Here is a 15,173-nt window from a genome sequence, read left to right on the forward strand (position 1 = left end):
CCACCACACGCCACCACTGGCAGGATGGCTCTGATGCGACTGCTGCTGCCCCACCCCGGCGCCCCTTCGGACGATGCGACCGACGGCCGGCTCGATGCTGCCGCCCTGGCCGAGCTCTACGAGTACCCCCGTCGCGCGACGCGGGGCGAGCCATGGGTGCGGGCCAACTTCGTCACGACGCTCGACGGCGCAGCCACCGGCTCCGACGGCCGCTCCGGGTCGATCAACACCGGTGCCGACCGCGAGGTGTTCGGGCTGCTGCGCGCGCTGTCCGACGTCGTCCTCGTCGGGGCCGGCACCGCCCGCATCGAGGGCTACCGGCCGATCGCGGCCCGAGCCCAGTGGCACGACATGCGCGCCGCCACCGGCCGGCGGGACAACCCGGTGCTCGCCGTCGTCAGCCGCTCGGCCCAGCTGCCGCCGCTGCTGCGCGAGCCGGTGGAGGGCGCGGGCGAGGTCCTGCTGCTGACCTGCGAACGGGCACCCGAGCAGGCGCTGGAGCAGGCCCGGCGGGCGCTCGGCGACGACAACGTCATCGTGCGTGGCGGCGACGGGGTCGACCTGGACGCGGTCGTCAAGGAGCTCGCCGCGCGGGGCCTGACGCGGATCCTGTGCGAGGGCGGCCCGCACCTCATGCACGACCTGGTCTCCGCCGGGCACCTCGACGAGCTGTGCCTGACGATCGCCCCGACCATCGTGGCCGGCGACCACACCCGCATCACCGCCGGACCCTCGATCGTGGAGCACCTCGTGCCGCGCGTCCTCATCGAGTCCGAGGGCACCGTGCTCGGGCGCTGGGTCCGCGCCGACGCCGCCATCGACTGAGCCACACCGGCCCGCGCCAGAAGCGGGCCCACCCCACGGATCGGACCACGCCAGGGACCGGCCCACGCCACGGGCCGGTCCCCACGGGACTCACGAGCGCAGGAAGCCGGTCACCACCTCGTCCCAGCGCGCCGGGTCGACGTTCCACTCTTTGGTATGCCGTGCCCCCTGCCACCGCTCGAACCGCACCAGGTCCGGCCGCTTCGCGGCCAGCGCCGCGGAGGGGCCGACCGGCACGAACTCGTCGTCCTCGGAGTGGATGACCAGGAGGGGGTGGCGCAGCTCCGCGGCCCGGGTGACCCAGTCGGTCTCGGCGACGTCCAGCGGCGTGTGGACACCGACCAGCCGCCGCGCCCGCCGGTGGCCGATCAGGCCCCGGCTCAGCGCCTCCACCGGCACCGGGACGCGGTTGAGGGCAGCCTGGTGGCGCAGGACGTCGGCCCAGTCGATGACGGGCGCGTCCAGGACCACCTTGCTGACCCGGTCGGCCAGGAAGGAACGGGCCAGCGTCTGGAGGATGATCGCGCCGCCCATGGACCAGCCCACGAGCACGATCTCCTCGGCCCCGGCGTCGGCGGCGTGGACCATCGCGGCCTCGACGTCGCGCCACTCCGAGAGCCCGAGGTTGTAGCGACCGTCGGGACTCGGCGGCGCCCCGATGTCGTTGCGGTACATGGGAACCAGACAGTCGTAGCCGGCCCGGTGCAGGGCGGGGACGCCCCGCAGGCACTCCTCGCGCCGGGCGCCGCGACCGTGCACCAGCACCGCCCAGCGCCGGGACGGGGGCGCCCCCTCGGAGGTGTCGACCGGCACGTGCCATGCCGGGAGGTCCCCGACGTCGGAGCGCAGGTGCACGTCGCGCGTGGGCAGGCCGAGGGAGTCCTGCGGGGGCAGGCCGTAGTAGTACTGGTTCCAGCGGGCGAAGCCGACCTCGAGCCGGCCACGGTCGACGGCCTCGAGGTGGCGGCGGACCACCCCGGCGCCATGGTCGACGTCCAGGACGTCACCGAGCCGGGCATGCCCCTCCCCACCGTCGAGCCAGAGGCCGTAGCGCCCCGGGGCGAGCGTGTTGTCGGTCAGCCCGAGGCTCACGACCGCGTCGGAGACCGCGAGCACCTCGGTGTCGTCGGGGCGTCGCGGGTCGGGGGTGAGCACCCGGCGGGCGAAGTAGGTGGCGGCGCCGAGGGTCCCGGCGGCCGACACACCGGCCACCACCGCCCCGGCGGCTCCGGCCACGGCGGCGCCGCGGCGCAGGATGGGGTGTCTGGTCGGCACGCCCGCATCGTCTCAGGCGGGGCCGACCGATGCCGCCCGGACCCGCGGGTGGGGGTGAGGGCCCGGTCTCAGCGCGCTCCCAGGACGTCGGCGAGGTCGATGCTCACCGGCTCCTCGAGCTGGGCGTAGGTGCACGAGCGCGGGTCCCGGTCCGGGCGCCAGCGCACGAACTGCGCGGTGTGCCGGAAGCGCACCCCCTCCATGTGGTCGTAGCGCACCTCGACCACCCGCTCGGGGCGCAGCGGGGTGAAGGACAGGTCCTTGCCGGCGGCCCAGCGGCTGCCCTCGGCGTTGCGTGGCGTGCGGGTGCCCTCCTCCTGCCGCCCCCAGGCCCACGGGTGGCCCTCGAAGTCCGTCACGAGGGGCTGCAGCTCCGCGAACAGCTCCCTCCGGCGGGCCATCGGGAAGGCGCCGATGACGCCCACGCTGGCCAGGACGCCCTCGTCGTCGTACAGGCCGAGCAGGAGCGAGCCGATCGCGTCCGGCCCGCTCTTGTGCAGCCGGTAGCCGGCCACGACGCAGTCCGCCGTGCGCTCGTGCTTGACCTTGAACATCACCCGCTTGTCCGGCTCGTAGACACCGTCGAGCGGCTTGGCCACCACCCCGTCGAGCCCGGCGCCCTCGAACTGGTGGAACCACCCCCGGGCGGTATCGCGGTCGGTCGTCGCCGGGGTCAGGTGCACCGGCTCACGGGCGTCCGCGAGCGCCGCCACGAGGGCGGCCCGCCGCTCGCGGAACGGCCGGCCGGTCAGGTCCTCGTCGCCGAGGGCGAGCAGGTCGAAGGCCACGAACCGTGCAGGGGTCTTCTCGGCGAGCATGGCCACGCGGCTCGCCGCCGGGTGGATCCGCTGCTGCAGCTGCTCGAAGTCGAGCCGGTCCCCGGTCGCGCCGACGAGGACGATCTCGCCGTCCACGACGCATCGCGGCGGGAGGGACTCCAGGACCGCCTGCACCACCTCCGGGAAGTAGCGCGTCATCGGCTTCTCGTTGCGGCTGCCGATCTCCACCTCGTCGCCGTCGCGGAAGATGACCGAGCGGAAGCCATCCCACTTGGGCTCGAAGGACATCTCCCCCTCGGGCAGGTCCTTGACCGCCTTGGCCAGCATCGGCGCGACGGGGGGCATGACGGGCAGGTCCATGGGCCCATTCTGGCCAGTGTGGGCTCCCCGCGCCCGGCGACCGGCCGCATGTGCGGTGGCGTGCCGGGCCCGTGCCGGTGGCGTGCCGGGCCCGTGCCGGTGGCGTGCCGGGCCCGTGCCGGTGGCGTGCCGGGCCCGTGCCAGGTCCGTGCCGGGCCGCGTCTCCACGCCGTCGGCACCCGTCTCCACCCCGTCTCCACCCCGTCTCCCTCACCTGACGTGCCCGGGCTACTCGCGGGTACGCCATGACCCCCGTTCGTGCTAGTGCACCTGTGGGATTGCTGTGCACGGGCCGGCGACCAGCATGAATCAGGGGTCGCGCCTGGAGAGCGGGTGGTCACATGAGCTGGGTGCTGGCATCGGGACTGAAGATGGGACGGCTGGTCATCGCCGCCGCCGTCGCACTGCTCGTCCTCGCCCTGGTCCAGCTGCCCTCGGCGGCGGTCGACGTCTACCCCGAGTTCACCCCGCCCTCGGTGCAGGTGCAGACCGAGGCCCTCGGCCTGTCCGCCCAGGAGGTCGAGAACCTCATCACCGTGCCCCTGGAGCAGGACCTGCTCAACGGCGTGCCCTTCCTGGCCGACCTGCACTCCGAGTCGATGCCCGGTGCGTCGGTGATCGACCTGACCTTCGAGCCCGGGACCGACCTCTACACCGCGCGCCAGATGGTGCAGGAGCGGATGACCCAGGCGCACGCCCTGCCCAACGTCGGCAGCCCGCCGCTGATGATCCAGCCGCTCGCGGCGACCAGCCGGGTCGCCATGATCGCGCTGTCGTCGAAGTCGGTCTCGCTGATCGACCAGTCGATCCTCGCGCGGTGGAAGATCCGCCCGCGCCTCATGGGCGTGCCCGGCGTCGCGAACGTGTCCATCTGGGGTCAGCGCGACCGTCAGCTGCAGGTCCAGGTGGACCCCAGGACGCTCAACGCCAAGGGCCTGACCCTCACCCGGCTCCTCGAGACCGCCGGCAACGCGCTCTGGGTCTCCCCCCTGACCTTCGTCGAGGCCTCGACCCCCGGGACGGGCGGGTTCATCGAGAGCCCGACCCAGCGGCTCGCGGTCCAGCACATGCTCCCGATCACCACGCCCGGCGACCTGGCCAACGTGGCCGTCGAGGGCACGGGCGTGCGCCTGGGCGACGTAGCCAAGGTGGAGGAGGACCACCAGCCGCTCATCGGTGACGCGATCGTCGACGGCGGTGCCGGACTCGTGATGGTGCTGGAGAAGTTCCCCGAGGCCAACACCGAGCAGGTCACCCGCGCGGTCGAGAAGGCCATGGCCGACATGGCTCCGGGGCTGAAGGGGATCACGGTGGACACCCACCTGTACCGCCCGGCGACCTTCATCGAGTCGGCCACCCACAACCTCGGCGTCAGCGCCCTGGCCTCGCTGGCGCTGATGGTGCTCGTGCTCGCGCTGGTGCTCTGGTCCTGGCGCGCCCTGCTGATCACCGTGCTGAGCGTCTCCCTCTCACTGGTGCTCGCGGCATACGTGCTGTTCCTGCTGCACACCACGATGACGTCGATGACGCTGCTCGGACTGGCGGTCGCCGTCGGGGCCGTGGTGGAGGAGGCCATCAGCAGCGTGACCGGCCTGCGCCAGCGCCTCCGCGCCCGACGCGGACCCACCGACCGCGTGGGGGCGACGGAGACCGTCGCCGCGGCCATGGCGACGACACGGGCTCCCCTGGTGACGGCCACGCTGATCAGCCTGCTGGTGATCGTGCCGACGCTCTTCCTGAGCGAGTCGGTGGTGCCCTTCACCCGGACGGCCGCCGCGGCATACGCGCTGGCGCTGGTGGTCTCCCTCGTGGTGACCCTGACGGTCACGCCGGCGCTGACGGTCATCCTGCTCGGGGAGCACGAGCGGGACCGCGCCGCGAGCCCGGTCACGCGGTGGGTCCAGGACCGCGCCGACCGCGCGCTTCGCCGGGCCCCCACCTCCCGCGCCGTGCCGCTGGCCGCGCTCGGCCTGCTGGCCGTGCTCGCCCTCGCGCTGATGCCGCGGGTCGACCTGTCGCCCACGCTCCCCGTGCTGCACGAGCGCAACCTGCTGGTCCAGCTGCGCACGACCTCCGGCACGTCCCTGGGCGAGATGCAGCGTGTCGCCGGGCTGGAGACCACGGCCCTGCGGACCCTGCCCGGCGTCACGGACGTCGGCGTGCACATCGGGCGCGCGATCACCTCCGACCAGGAGGTCAACGTCAACTCCGCCGAGATCTGGCTCACCCTGGACGGCACGACCGACGAGCAAGCCACCATCGCCAGCGTGCGCCGCGAGCTGGCGGCCTACCCCGGTGTCCGGGGGGACGTGGTCAGCTACGCGCAGCAGGTCGTGGACACGGCCTCCCGGACCCCGAGCGACATCACGGTGCGGCTGTTCGGCATCGACCTCAACACCATGCGCGCCAAGGCGCAGCAGCTGCAGGAGATGATGCGCCAGGTCCCCGGCGTGGTCGGCCCCAAGGTGGAGCAGCAGCTGACCCAGCCCACGGTGAACATCGAGGTCAAGCTCGACGCGGCGCGACGCCTGGGGCTCGCCCCCGGTGACGTGCGCCGTGACGCCACGACCCTCGTGTCCGGCCTGACGGTCGGCAGCATCTACGAGGAGCAGAAGATCTTCGACGTCGTCGTCCTCGGGCAGGCGCCGACGCGGGCCAGCCTGCCCGGCCTCGAGGCCCTGCGGCTCGACACCCCCTCGGGCAAGCAGGTGCCGCTCGGCCAGATCGCCAACGTCCGGCTCGTCAGCGAGCCCGCCGCCATCGAGCACAACGGCGTCTCGCGCACGGTCGACGTCACGGCCCAGGTGAACGGCCGCGACCCCGGCGCCGTCGTCGCCGACCTGCGGGCCAGGGTCGCCGGGATGCCGATGCCGCTGGAGTACCACGCCGAGGTGATCGGCACCGCCGCGGACGACCAGGCGCTCAACCGTCGCACGCTGGCCTACGTGCTCGCGGTGGTCATCGGGGCATTCCTCCTCCTGCAAGCCGCCACGTCGAGCTGGCGCCGTGCGGCGCTGCTGGCGGTGACCACCGTCGTGGCGTGCGCCGGAGCCCTCGTCACCGGCCTCGCCTTCGGTTACAACGGGTCGGTCGGGATGGTGGCCGGGCTGCTGGCCGTGCTCGGTATCGCGGTCCGCGGGCTGCTGGTCCAGGTGCGCCTCTTCCAGCAGGCCGAGCTCGAGCGCGGCGGCCCCCTCGGGGCCGAGGACGTGCGCCGCGCCACCAGCGCGCGCGTCGTGCCGGTGCTGCTCACCAGCGCCGCCGTGGCCGCGGCCTTCCTGCCCCCGCTCGTGCTCGACGGGGCCGGGCTCGAGCTGCTGCGGCCGATGGCCGCGACCCTGCTCGGCGGCCTGGTCAGCTACGTCATCACGGCCCTGGTCGTGCTCCCAGCCCTCTACCTGATGTCGATGGCCGGCCGCGGCCCGGCCCGCCCGGACGAGCCGGGTGCCACCGGCCCGGCGAGCGCCGCCCCGGCACCAACCGACGCTCGATGAAGTGGAGATGGTCATCATGAGGCGCAGCATGGCGATGGTGGCCGCCGCCCTGGTGGTCACGGCGACGGCGGCCTGCTCCGGAGCGGGCGCGGTCGAGCCCGCCGCGGCTCCCCCGGCGTCCGTGGCAGCCGTGGTCGGCTCACCGGTCCCGGCCGTCCACCTGACCTCCGAGGCCGCGACCCGCATCGGGATCGCCACGGCCCCGGCACGCCTGGCGGACGCCACCTCCCCCGACGGTGTCAGGTCGGCCCACCGGTTGACCATCCCCTACTCCGCGGTGGTCTACGACCGGGACGGCAGCTCGTGGACCTACACGGAGACGGCCCCGCTGACCTACCTGCGCAAACCGATCACCGTCGACTTCATCACCGGGGACGTGGCCGTCCTGACCAAGGGCCCGGCTGTGGGCACCAAGGTGGTCACGGTGGGGTCACCCGAGCTGCTGGGCGTCGAGTACGACATCAGCGGTGAGGAATGAGCGCCGGGGGGCGCGGCGGTCTGATGCGCCGCATCGTCGGCGGGAGCCTGCGCTTCCGCTACATCGTGGTGGCCGCCGCGGTGGCGATGATGACGGTGGGTATCTCCTCCCTGTCCTCGATGCGGGTGGACGTCTTCCCCGAGTTCGCCCCACCCCGGGTGGTCATCCAGACGGCCTGCCTGGGCCTGTCGACCTCGGACGTCGAGCAGCTGGTCGCCGTCCCCCTGGAGCAGGCCCTCTACGGCCTGCAGGGGCTGGACGACCTGCGCTCGAAGTCGGTGCCGCAGCTGAACTCGATCGAGCTGGTCTTCAAGCCTGACACGGACCTGTTCCGTGACCGGGAGCTGGTGCAGGAACGGCTGAGCACCGTCATCCCCAACCTGCCCACCTGGGCCGCTCCCCCGGTGATGCTCGCCCCCGTCTCGGCCACCGGACGGGCCATGCAGATCGGCATGACGTCCAAGACCCACTCCCTCATCGAGATGTCGATGATGTCGTACTGGACCATCCGGGCACGGCTGCTGCAGGTCCCCGGCGTCGCCAACGTCGCCATCTGGAACGAGCGGCTGCAGCTGATGACCGTCCAGGTCGACCCGCCGAAGCTGCAGAACCACGACGTCACCCTCGACCAGGTCATGCAGGTGACCTCCGACGCCGTCGACTCGGGCCTGCTGAAGTTCTCCAGCGGCGCGGTCATCGGCACCGGGGGGAACATCGAGACCCCCAACCAGCGGCTCAACGTCCACAACGTCCTGCCCATCACGACAGCCGCCGACATGGCCCAGGTGCCGGTGCGCTCCGGCGGCAAGGACCCCGTCAAGCTCGGCGACGTCGCCGCCGTCGCGGAGACGAACCAGCCGCTGTTCGGCGACGCGATCATCAACGACAACCCGGGCATCCTGCTCGTGGTGGAGAAGCTCCCCTGGGCCAACACGCTGAAGATGACCCAGGGGGTCGAGGACGCGATCAAGCAGCTGCAGCCGGGCCTGCCCGACGTCCAGTTCCAGACGACGATCTTCCAGCAGGCCAACTTCATCAAGCTGGCCATCTCCAACCTCACGCAGGCGCTGGTCCTGGGCTTCCTGCTCGTCGTGGTGATCCTCGGGCTCTTCCTGTTCGAGTGGCGGGTCGCCCTGATCAGCCTCATCACCATCCCGTTGTCCCTCGTCGCCACGATGCTGGTGCTCTACCTGAGAGGGGACACGGTCAACACGATGACGCTCGCCGGCATCGTGATAGCCCTCGGGGCCGTGGTCGACGACGCCATCATCGACGTCGAGAACATCGTCAGACGGTTGAGACAGCATCGTCGGGCGGGAAGCGACCGGTCGACGGCCTCCATCATCCTCGAGGCATCCCTCGAGGTCCGGAGCCCGATCGTCTACGCCACCTTGATCATCGTGGCGGCGAGCATCCCGGTGTTCCTGCTCCAGGGGCTGACCGGCGCGTTCTTCCGGCCGCTGGCCTGGTCCTACACCCTGGCCATCATGGCCTCGATGGTCGTCGCGCTGACCGTCACGCCGGCACTGACCTTGATCCTGCTGCGCAAGGCCCCCATCGAGCGGCACGAGTCGCCGGTCGTGAAGTGGCTGCAGCGTGGCTACACCTGGGTCCTGGCCCGCGTGATCCGCCGGCCCCGACGCGTCTACGCCGCCTTCGGCGTGCTCACCATCGCCGCGGTGGTCGCGGTGCCCCACCTGGGCCAGTCGCTGTTCCCCGCCTTCAAGGAACGCGACCTGCTGATGCACTGGGTCACCGCGCCGGGCACGTCCGACGCGGAGATGGCACGGAGCACGGCGACCGTCAGCAAGGAGCTGCGCACGATTCCGGGGGTGCGGTCCTTCGGCGCCCACATCGGGCAGGCGCTGCTGGGCGAGGAGGTGGCCGGGGTCAACCTCGGCGAGAACTGGATCAGCCTGGACCCCTCGGTGGACTACGAGGCGACCCTCGCCAAGGTCAACGCCGTGGCCGACCAGCACCCCGGCCTGTTCCGGGAGGTGCAGACCTACCTCGACGAACGCATCCAGGAGGTCCTGACCGGCGGCAAGGAACCGATCATCGTCCGGGTGTTCGGGGAGAACCTCGACGTCCTGCGCGAGAAGGCCGCCGAGATCCAGAAGCTCGTCGCCAAGGTGCCGGGGACCGTCGACGCCCACGTCGACATCTCGACCGACGTCCCCCAGATCCAGGTCACCGTCAACCTGGCCAAGGCCCAGCAGTACGGGATCAAGCCCGGCGACGTGCGCCGGGCGGCCTCGACCCTCGTCGCCGGGGAGGAGGTCGGTGACATCTTCCGCGGCGGCAAGGCCTACGACACGGTGGTGTGGAGCACGCCGACGACGCGCAACAGCGTCACCGCGATCCAGAACATCGTCCTCGACACCTCCTCGGGCAAGCGCGTCCACCTCAAGGACGTCGCCGCGGTGGAGCTCCGCCCGAACCCCAACAGCATCGAGCGCGAGGGCGGCTCGCGCCGGCTGGACGTCGGGGCCAGCTTCACCGGAGGCGACCTGGGCTCGATCGTGCAGCAGATCCAGGCCAAGGTGAAGACGGTCAGCTTCCCCGAGGGCTACCACGCCGAGGTGATCGGCGAGTACGAGGAGCGGCAGTCGGCGCAGAACACCCTGTTCGGGTCCGCAGCCCTGGCAGGCTTCGCCATCCTGATGCTGCTGCAGGCCTCGTTCGGCCGGTGGCGGCTGGCGTTGCTCATCTTCGCCACGCTGCCCATGGCCCTCGTCGGCGGCGTGCTGTCGGCCTACTTCACCGGCGGCGTCCTCTCCCTGGGTTCGCTGGTCGGCTTCTTCACCGTCTTCGGCATCGCCGCCCGCAACGGAATCCTGCTCATCAACCACTTCCAGACCCTGGAGCGGGACGAGGGCGAGCCGGTCGGCCCCGGGCTGGTGCTGCGCGGCGCGAAGGAGCGGCTGTCACCGATCCTGATGACCACGTTGGCCACCGGACTGGCCCTGGTGCCGCTGGTGATCTTCGGCGACCGTCCCGGCCACGAGATCGAGCACCCGCTGGCCATCGTCGTCCTCGGCGGCCTGGTCACCTCGACCCTGCTCAACCTCCTGGTCGTGCCCTCGCTCTACCTGCGGTCGCGCATGCGCGAGCAGCGTCGGTCCGAGCGGGCCGGGCAGTCCCGCCCGTCCGGACAGGACGGGCAGGCCGGTCAGGTCGCGAACGCCTGAGTCCCCCTTCCCCGTGAGGAGATCGCCATGACCCACCAGGAGATCGCCGTGAGCATGCGCCGACGCCGCCGCCTCGGTACGGCCCTGGCCGCCCTCACCTCCCCGCTGCTGGCACTGCCCCTGCTGGCGGCGCCGGCCCACGCGGGGACCGCGGCCTCGCCCGTGCCTCCCCCACCGATGGGCACCTTCAGCCACCCCACCCGGGTCGACAACCGGCTGTTCCCGCTGGTGCCGGGCACCGAGTGGACCTGGACCGGAACGGTCACCGATGCGGATGGCAGCGTCCCGCACGAGATCGTGTTCACGGTGAGCAACCTGACCAAGGTGGTCAACGGGGTGCGCACCCGCGTCGTCTGGGACCGTGACCTGTCCCTCGGGGAGCTGCAGGAGGCCGAGCTGGCGCTCTTCGCCCAGGACGACTCCGGCACCGTCTGGAACATGGCCGAGTACCCCGAGGAGTACGAGAACGGCAAGCTCACCGGAGCCCCGGACACGTGGGTGACCGGCCTGGACGGGGCGAAGGGCGGCATCCACATGCTGGCCCACCCCAAGGACGGCCGCACCTACACCGAGGGACTGATCCCGAAGATCGACTTCTACGACGTGTCCACGGTCGCCGACACGGACGCGACCGCCTGCTCCGACCTGCGGTGCTACGACCACGTCCTGCTGGTCGACGAGACCAGCCCCCTGGACCCCACCAGCGGGACGCAGACGAAGTACTACGCCCCCGGCGTCGGACTGGTGCGCATCGGTGCCATCGGCGGGGACTCCCGCGAGCGCGAGCGGCTGTCGCGCCTGCGCCACCTCGGGCCGGCAGAGCTGCAGGCCGTCGACAAGGCCGTCATGGAGATGGACCGCCGCGGGCACCACGTGAGCCCGGTCTGGTCGCGCACCGCCCCCGTCCAGTGACGCCAACGCCGGGTCAGATCGCGGCGTCGTCGACCTCTCCGGTGCGCACCCGCAGGACGGACTCCACCGGCACGACCCAGACCTTGCCGTCACCGATCCGGCCGGTGCGGCCCGCCTCGGCGATCGCCCGGACGACGTCGGCGGCCTCGCGGTCGTCGGCCAGTACCTCCAGCCGCAGTTTGGGCACCAGGTCGACCTCGTACTCGGCGCCACGGTAGACCTCGGTGTGGCCGCGCTGACGGCCGTGGCCACTCACCTCGGCCACCGTCATCCCGCTGATGCCCAACGACTCGAGCGCGTCGCGCACCTCCTGGAACATGTGCGGCTTGATGACCGCGGTGACGAGCTTCATCGGTTCTCCCCTGGGTGAGTGAGCGCGCGCACGGCCCCGTGGCCGACGGTGCGGCCGGTGACGAGGGCGTGCAGGTCGTAGGCGGTCTCGGCGTGGACCGCGAGGTCGATGCCACCGACCTCGTCGTCGCGATGCACCCGGAAGTCCATCAGCTTGTCGACGACCAGCCCAAGGATGCCTGACACGACGAACGCGTAGACCATCACGGTGACCACCCCGACCGCCTGCTTGCCCAGCTGACCCGGCCCACCGCCATACAGGAGGCCGTCGACCCCCGTGGGGGCCTTGGCCGTTGCCAGGAGGCCGATGCCGAGGGTGCCGACGATGCCGCCCACCATGTGCACGCCCACGACGTCGAGCGAATCGTCATAGCCGAGCCGGTGCTTCAGCCCCACGGCGTAGGCGCAGACCACGCCGGCGGCGGCCCCGAGCACGATCGCGCCGAGCGGCGACACCGACGCGCACGACGGCGTGATCGCCACGAGGCCGGCGACCATGCCCGATGCGGCGCCGAGCGACGTGGCGTGGCCGTCGCGGAACCGTTCGACGGCAAGCCAGCCGAGGGTGCCCGCCGCGCCGGCGAGCAGCGTCGTCGTGAAGACGATGACCGCGCTCTGGTTGGCGGCCAGTGCCGAGCCGGCGTTGAACCCGAACCAGCCGAACCACAGCAGTCCGGCGCCCAGCATGACGAGGGTGAGGTTGTGCGGACGCATCGGCTCCTTGCCGAAGCCGATGCGCCGGCCGAGCACCAGGGCCAGGGCAAGGGCCGAGGCGCCGGAGCCGACCTCGACCACGGTGCCGCCCGCGAAGTCGATGACGCCCACCTGGTGGACCAGCCAGCCGCCGACGTGCCCGGGCGAGCCCGCGTCGAAGACCCAGTGCGCCACGGGCGCGTAGACGACCACGGTCCACACCGACACGAACACCATCCAGGCCCCGAACCTCGCGCGGTCGGCGATCGCCCCCGACACCAGCGCCCCGGTGATCACGGCGAACAGGCCCTGGAACACGGCGTACAGGAGGACGGGGACGTGCCCGGACCCGGCGGCCGACGCCGCCATCAGGTCACCGAGCCCGAGGTGCTGCAGCGGGTTCCCGAGCAGGCCACCGCCGATGTCGTCACCGAAGGCGATCGAGTAGCCCACCACCGTCCACAGCACCAGGACGGCCGCGAGGGCCCCGAAGGTCATCATCATCATGTTCAGCACGCTCTTGGCGCGGACCATGCCGCCGTAGAACAGCGCAAGGCCGGGAGCCATCAGCAGCACCAGGGCCGCGGACGTCAACAGCCACGCGGTGTCACCGGAGTCGAGGGCCTGGGGGGCGGTGGTGAGGACGGTCATGGCGCAGACACCTTCGGCGCGGCGCTCCGGGCGCAGCCGCGACTGGTCGGGGGACGGTCAGCTCGGCGGTCGGGGCAGCCGCCGCGGGGACGATCCCACATCCGGCCCGCTCCGCGCCGTGATGACCGTTACGTGGCCGGCTGACGGCCGACACGACCGGGTTGACGTGGCCGCCATAGGACGGGGTGTCCGAGGACCGGCTCCCTGCAGACGAGCTGCCTGGTCGGGCGAGGCAGAGCTCGACGTACTCGGCGGCGTCCTCATCGAGGGTGTGCCGGTCTAACTCGGTGAACTCTCGCCGCCGGGCGAGCAGGAGTCCGTCCTCGTTGGCCGCCACGACGACGGTCTCGATGCGCTCGGGGGCCAGTTCCGCTGCCTGCCCGATGATCCAGTCCGCGCCGCCGGGTTCGGACGGCTACCCCGTCTCCGCCGTCAGCGTCGCCAGACCCCACAAAGTCGCAGGTCAGCCGGTGGAGGGGGGACCACTGCCCTTGTCGGGACGCGGCGTCCGGGTCTACCATCCGGAACTTCTCGCGAGCCGCCCTCACAGGCGGCTCCCGGGGCAGGGGACTGGCTGACCCCTACCGGTTGGACGACGCGTGACACGAAGGCTGATTGGCCCCACGGCGGCGATCCTCTACCTCGCCTTGGTGTTCGTCCCCCTCGGTCTGGCACTGCACGGGGACCCGCCCAGGACGGCCAACCCGGCATACGAGGTATCCGTGGCCTCCGGCCTGGTCGCCCTGTCACTGCTCGCGGTCACGTTCATCCTGCCCAAACGGATCCGGAGCCTGTCCTCCGGGCTGGGCATCGACGTCGTCATGGGCGTGCACCGGCTGCTGGGCGCCTCGGCCGTGGGGTTCGTCCTGGTGCACGTCACCGGCGCCGTCCTCGGCGACCCGGCCCACCGGGCTGTGGTCGACCCGTTCCTCGGCCGTCCCGCCACGCGCGCCGGGGCGATCGGGACGGCGGCGCTGCTCGTGCTCGTCCTCACCTCCCGATGGCGGCGGCGTGCCCCGGGGCGCGCCCACGAGGTATGGCGAGCCATGCACGTCCTGGTCTCCATGGTCGTGGTCGTGCTCTGCGGGCTGCACGTCTACCTCCTGCGGCACCTGATCGCACAGTCCGCGTTCGCGCGGTGGTTCACGTTCCTGCTCGCCCTGATGCTCTTCGTCTGGCTCCGGCGGTGGGTGTGGCGACCCCTCCGGGCGCTCGTCCACCCCTACCTCGTGCGGGAGGTGCGCGCCGAGAGCCCCAGGGTGACCACTCTGGTGGTCGAGCCGTGGGGCCACCGCGGGCTGACGCGGTTCCGGCCGGGGCAGTTCGCCTGGGTGCGCATCGGGCGCACGCCGCTGGGCTTCGAGGAGCACCCGCTCACCATCTCCTCCCCGCCGCGCCGCAATGGAGAGCTCGAGTTCACCGTCGAGGACACCGATGCCTACGGCCCCGCCGCGCGCCGGGTGGCGCCCGGGGACCGGGTCTGGGTGGACGGTCCGCACGGCGCCTTCACTCCCGAGGCCCGCCGGGCGCGCGGGCTCGTGCTGATCGCCGGCGGTGTCGGTATCACGCCGATGATAAGCACCCTTCGTGCCCTCGCGGCCGACGGGGACGAGCGCGAGCACGTGCTGTTCAACTGCGCCAGCCGTGTCGACGAGCTGCTGTTCCGCCGCGAGATCGCCCACATCGCCTCCCGACTGCGACTGCGAGTCGTCGAGCTGCTCGAGAACCCGCCGCCCGGCTGGCCCGGGGCCACTGGCCGGCTCACCGCGAACATGCTGGCGGCACACCTGCCCCGTCGCCGGACCGACCTCGACTACTTCGTGAGCGGGCCGCCGGCGATGGTCGCGACGGCGCACGCAGCCCTACAAGGCCTGGGCATCCCTCAGGCGCAGGTCCACACCGAACGTCTCGACCTCGTCTGAGGGCGACACCCCAACCAGGAACCACCGCGAGAGGAATCGCCCGTGCGTCTCACCCACAGGTCCTTCACCAGGACCTCTGTCATCGTCTTCGGCGCTGCAGTGGTGGCGTACGCGATCATCCGGATCGGCATGGTTGTCGTGCCTCACCTCCACCTGCCGGGCCTGTCCGAGCCGACACCACCCAGTGCGCTCAAGGCCTCAGAGCGGACGAGCCACGAGCGGCCTTCGGTCTCGCGTCAGCT

10 protein-coding genes are annotated in these 15,173 nt (G+C 71.9%); 6 read left to right on the forward strand and 4 right to left on the reverse strand.

The genetic code is table 11. The annotated features are described in order from the left end of the window. Positions 1–33 precede the first annotated feature (33 nt). Positions 34–825 (forward strand): pyrimidine reductase family protein, encoded by a 792-nt coding sequence (locus AC3ANM_RS02005; protein WP_488286465.1) that lies wholly within the window; start codon positions 34–36, stop codon positions 823–825. 90 nt (positions 826–915) lie between these two features. Here the strand turns inward: AC3ANM_RS02005 and AC3ANM_RS02010 are convergent, their stop codons facing one another. After that, positions 916–2,100, reverse strand: coding sequence for an alpha/beta hydrolase (locus tag AC3ANM_RS02010; RefSeq protein ID WP_488286466.1), 1,185 nt, complete (start codon positions 2,098–2,100; stop codon positions 916–918). A gap of 68 nt (positions 2,101–2,168) precedes the next feature. Further along, positions 2,169–3,239 carry an ATP-dependent DNA ligase gene (locus tag AC3ANM_RS02015; RefSeq protein ID WP_488286467.1) on the reverse strand — a complete coding sequence of 357 codons (1,071 nt, stop codon included), beginning with the start codon at positions 3,237–3,239 and terminating at the stop codon, positions 2,169–2,171. A gap of 341 nt (positions 3,240–3,580) precedes the next feature. Here AC3ANM_RS02015 and AC3ANM_RS02020 point away from each other — a divergent pair, with 341 nt between their 5' ends. From AC3ANM_RS02020 to AC3ANM_RS02035, 4 genes are read left to right on the forward strand one after another with little or no spacing between them, the layout of a single operon-like run. Continuing rightward, the gene (locus AC3ANM_RS02020) at positions 3,581–6,733 is read left to right on the forward strand and encodes an efflux RND transporter permease subunit (protein ID WP_488286468.1); all 3,153 of its coding nucleotides are present in this window, start codon (positions 3,581–3,583) and stop codon (positions 6,731–6,733) included. 16 nt (positions 6,734–6,749) lie between these two features. Further along, a complete protein-coding gene (locus tag AC3ANM_RS02025; RefSeq protein ID WP_488286469.1) occupies positions 6,750–7,211 on the forward strand; it encodes a hypothetical protein in 462 nt (153 codons plus the stop codon). Further along, positions 7,208–10,402, forward strand: a complete 3,195-nt coding sequence (locus tag AC3ANM_RS02030; protein ID WP_488286470.1) for an efflux RND transporter permease subunit — start codon at positions 7,208–7,210, stop codon at positions 10,400–10,402. The genes AC3ANM_RS02025 and AC3ANM_RS02030 overlap by 4 nt, the downstream gene beginning before the upstream one ends. A gap of 27 nt (positions 10,403–10,429) precedes the next feature. Then, positions 10,430–11,314, forward strand: coding sequence for a hypothetical protein (locus tag AC3ANM_RS02035; protein WP_488286471.1), 885 nt, complete (start codon positions 10,430–10,432; stop codon positions 11,312–11,314). A gap of 13 nt (positions 11,315–11,327) precedes the next feature. Here AC3ANM_RS02035 and AC3ANM_RS02040 read toward each other — a convergent pair whose 3' ends face one another. Together AC3ANM_RS02040 and AC3ANM_RS02045 are read right to left on the reverse strand one after the other, a co-directional pair. Continuing rightward, positions 11,328–11,666, reverse strand: coding sequence for a P-II family nitrogen regulator (locus AC3ANM_RS02040; protein WP_488286472.1), 339 nt, complete (start codon positions 11,664–11,666; stop codon positions 11,328–11,330). Beyond that, the gene (locus AC3ANM_RS02045; RefSeq protein ID WP_488286473.1) at positions 11,663–13,009 is read right to left on the reverse strand and encodes an ammonium transporter; all 1,347 of its coding nucleotides are present in this window, start codon (positions 13,007–13,009) and stop codon (positions 11,663–11,665) included. Before AC3ANM_RS02045 ends, AC3ANM_RS02040 begins: the two co-directional genes overlap by 4 nt. 599 nt (positions 13,010–13,608) lie before the next feature. On the opposite strand from AC3ANM_RS02045, the gene AC3ANM_RS02050 reads away from it, so the two are divergent. Then, positions 13,609–14,931: a ferredoxin reductase family protein gene (locus AC3ANM_RS02050; protein WP_488286474.1), complete on the forward strand. Its 1,323-nt coding sequence runs from the start codon at positions 13,609–13,611 to the stop codon at positions 14,929–14,931. The last annotated feature ends 242 nt before the right edge of the window (positions 14,932–15,173 follow it).

The sequence above is a fragment of the Oryzihumus sp. JJN4-3R genome (assembly GCF_057747915.1).

Coding starts and splice junctions, on each gene's coding strand:
- AC3ANM_RS02005 (WP_488286465.1), top strand. CDS start 34: ATGCGACTGCTGCTGCCCCACCCCGGCGCCCCTTCGGACGATGCGACC.
- AC3ANM_RS02015 (WP_488286467.1), bottom strand. CDS start 3,239: ATGGACCTGCCCGTCATGCCCCCCGTCGCGCCGATGCTGGCCAAGGCG.
- AC3ANM_RS02020 (WP_488286468.1), top strand. CDS start 3,581: ATGAGCTGGGTGCTGGCATCGGGACTGAAGATGGGACGGCTGGTCATC.
- AC3ANM_RS02025 (WP_488286469.1), top strand. CDS start 6,750: ATGAGGCGCAGCATGGCGATGGTGGCCGCCGCCCTGGTGGTCACGGCG.
- AC3ANM_RS02030 (WP_488286470.1), top strand. CDS start 7,208: ATGAGCGCCGGGGGGCGCGGCGGTCTGATGCGCCGCATCGTCGGCGGG.
- AC3ANM_RS02035 (WP_488286471.1), top strand. CDS start 10,430: ATGACCCACCAGGAGATCGCCGTGAGCATGCGCCGACGCCGCCGCCTC.
- AC3ANM_RS02040 (WP_488286472.1), bottom strand. CDS start 11,666: ATGAAGCTCGTCACCGCGGTCATCAAGCCGCACATGTTCCAGGAGGTG.
- AC3ANM_RS02045 (WP_488286473.1), bottom strand. CDS start 13,009: ATGACCGTCCTCACCACCGCCCCCCAGGCCCTCGACTCCGGTGACACC.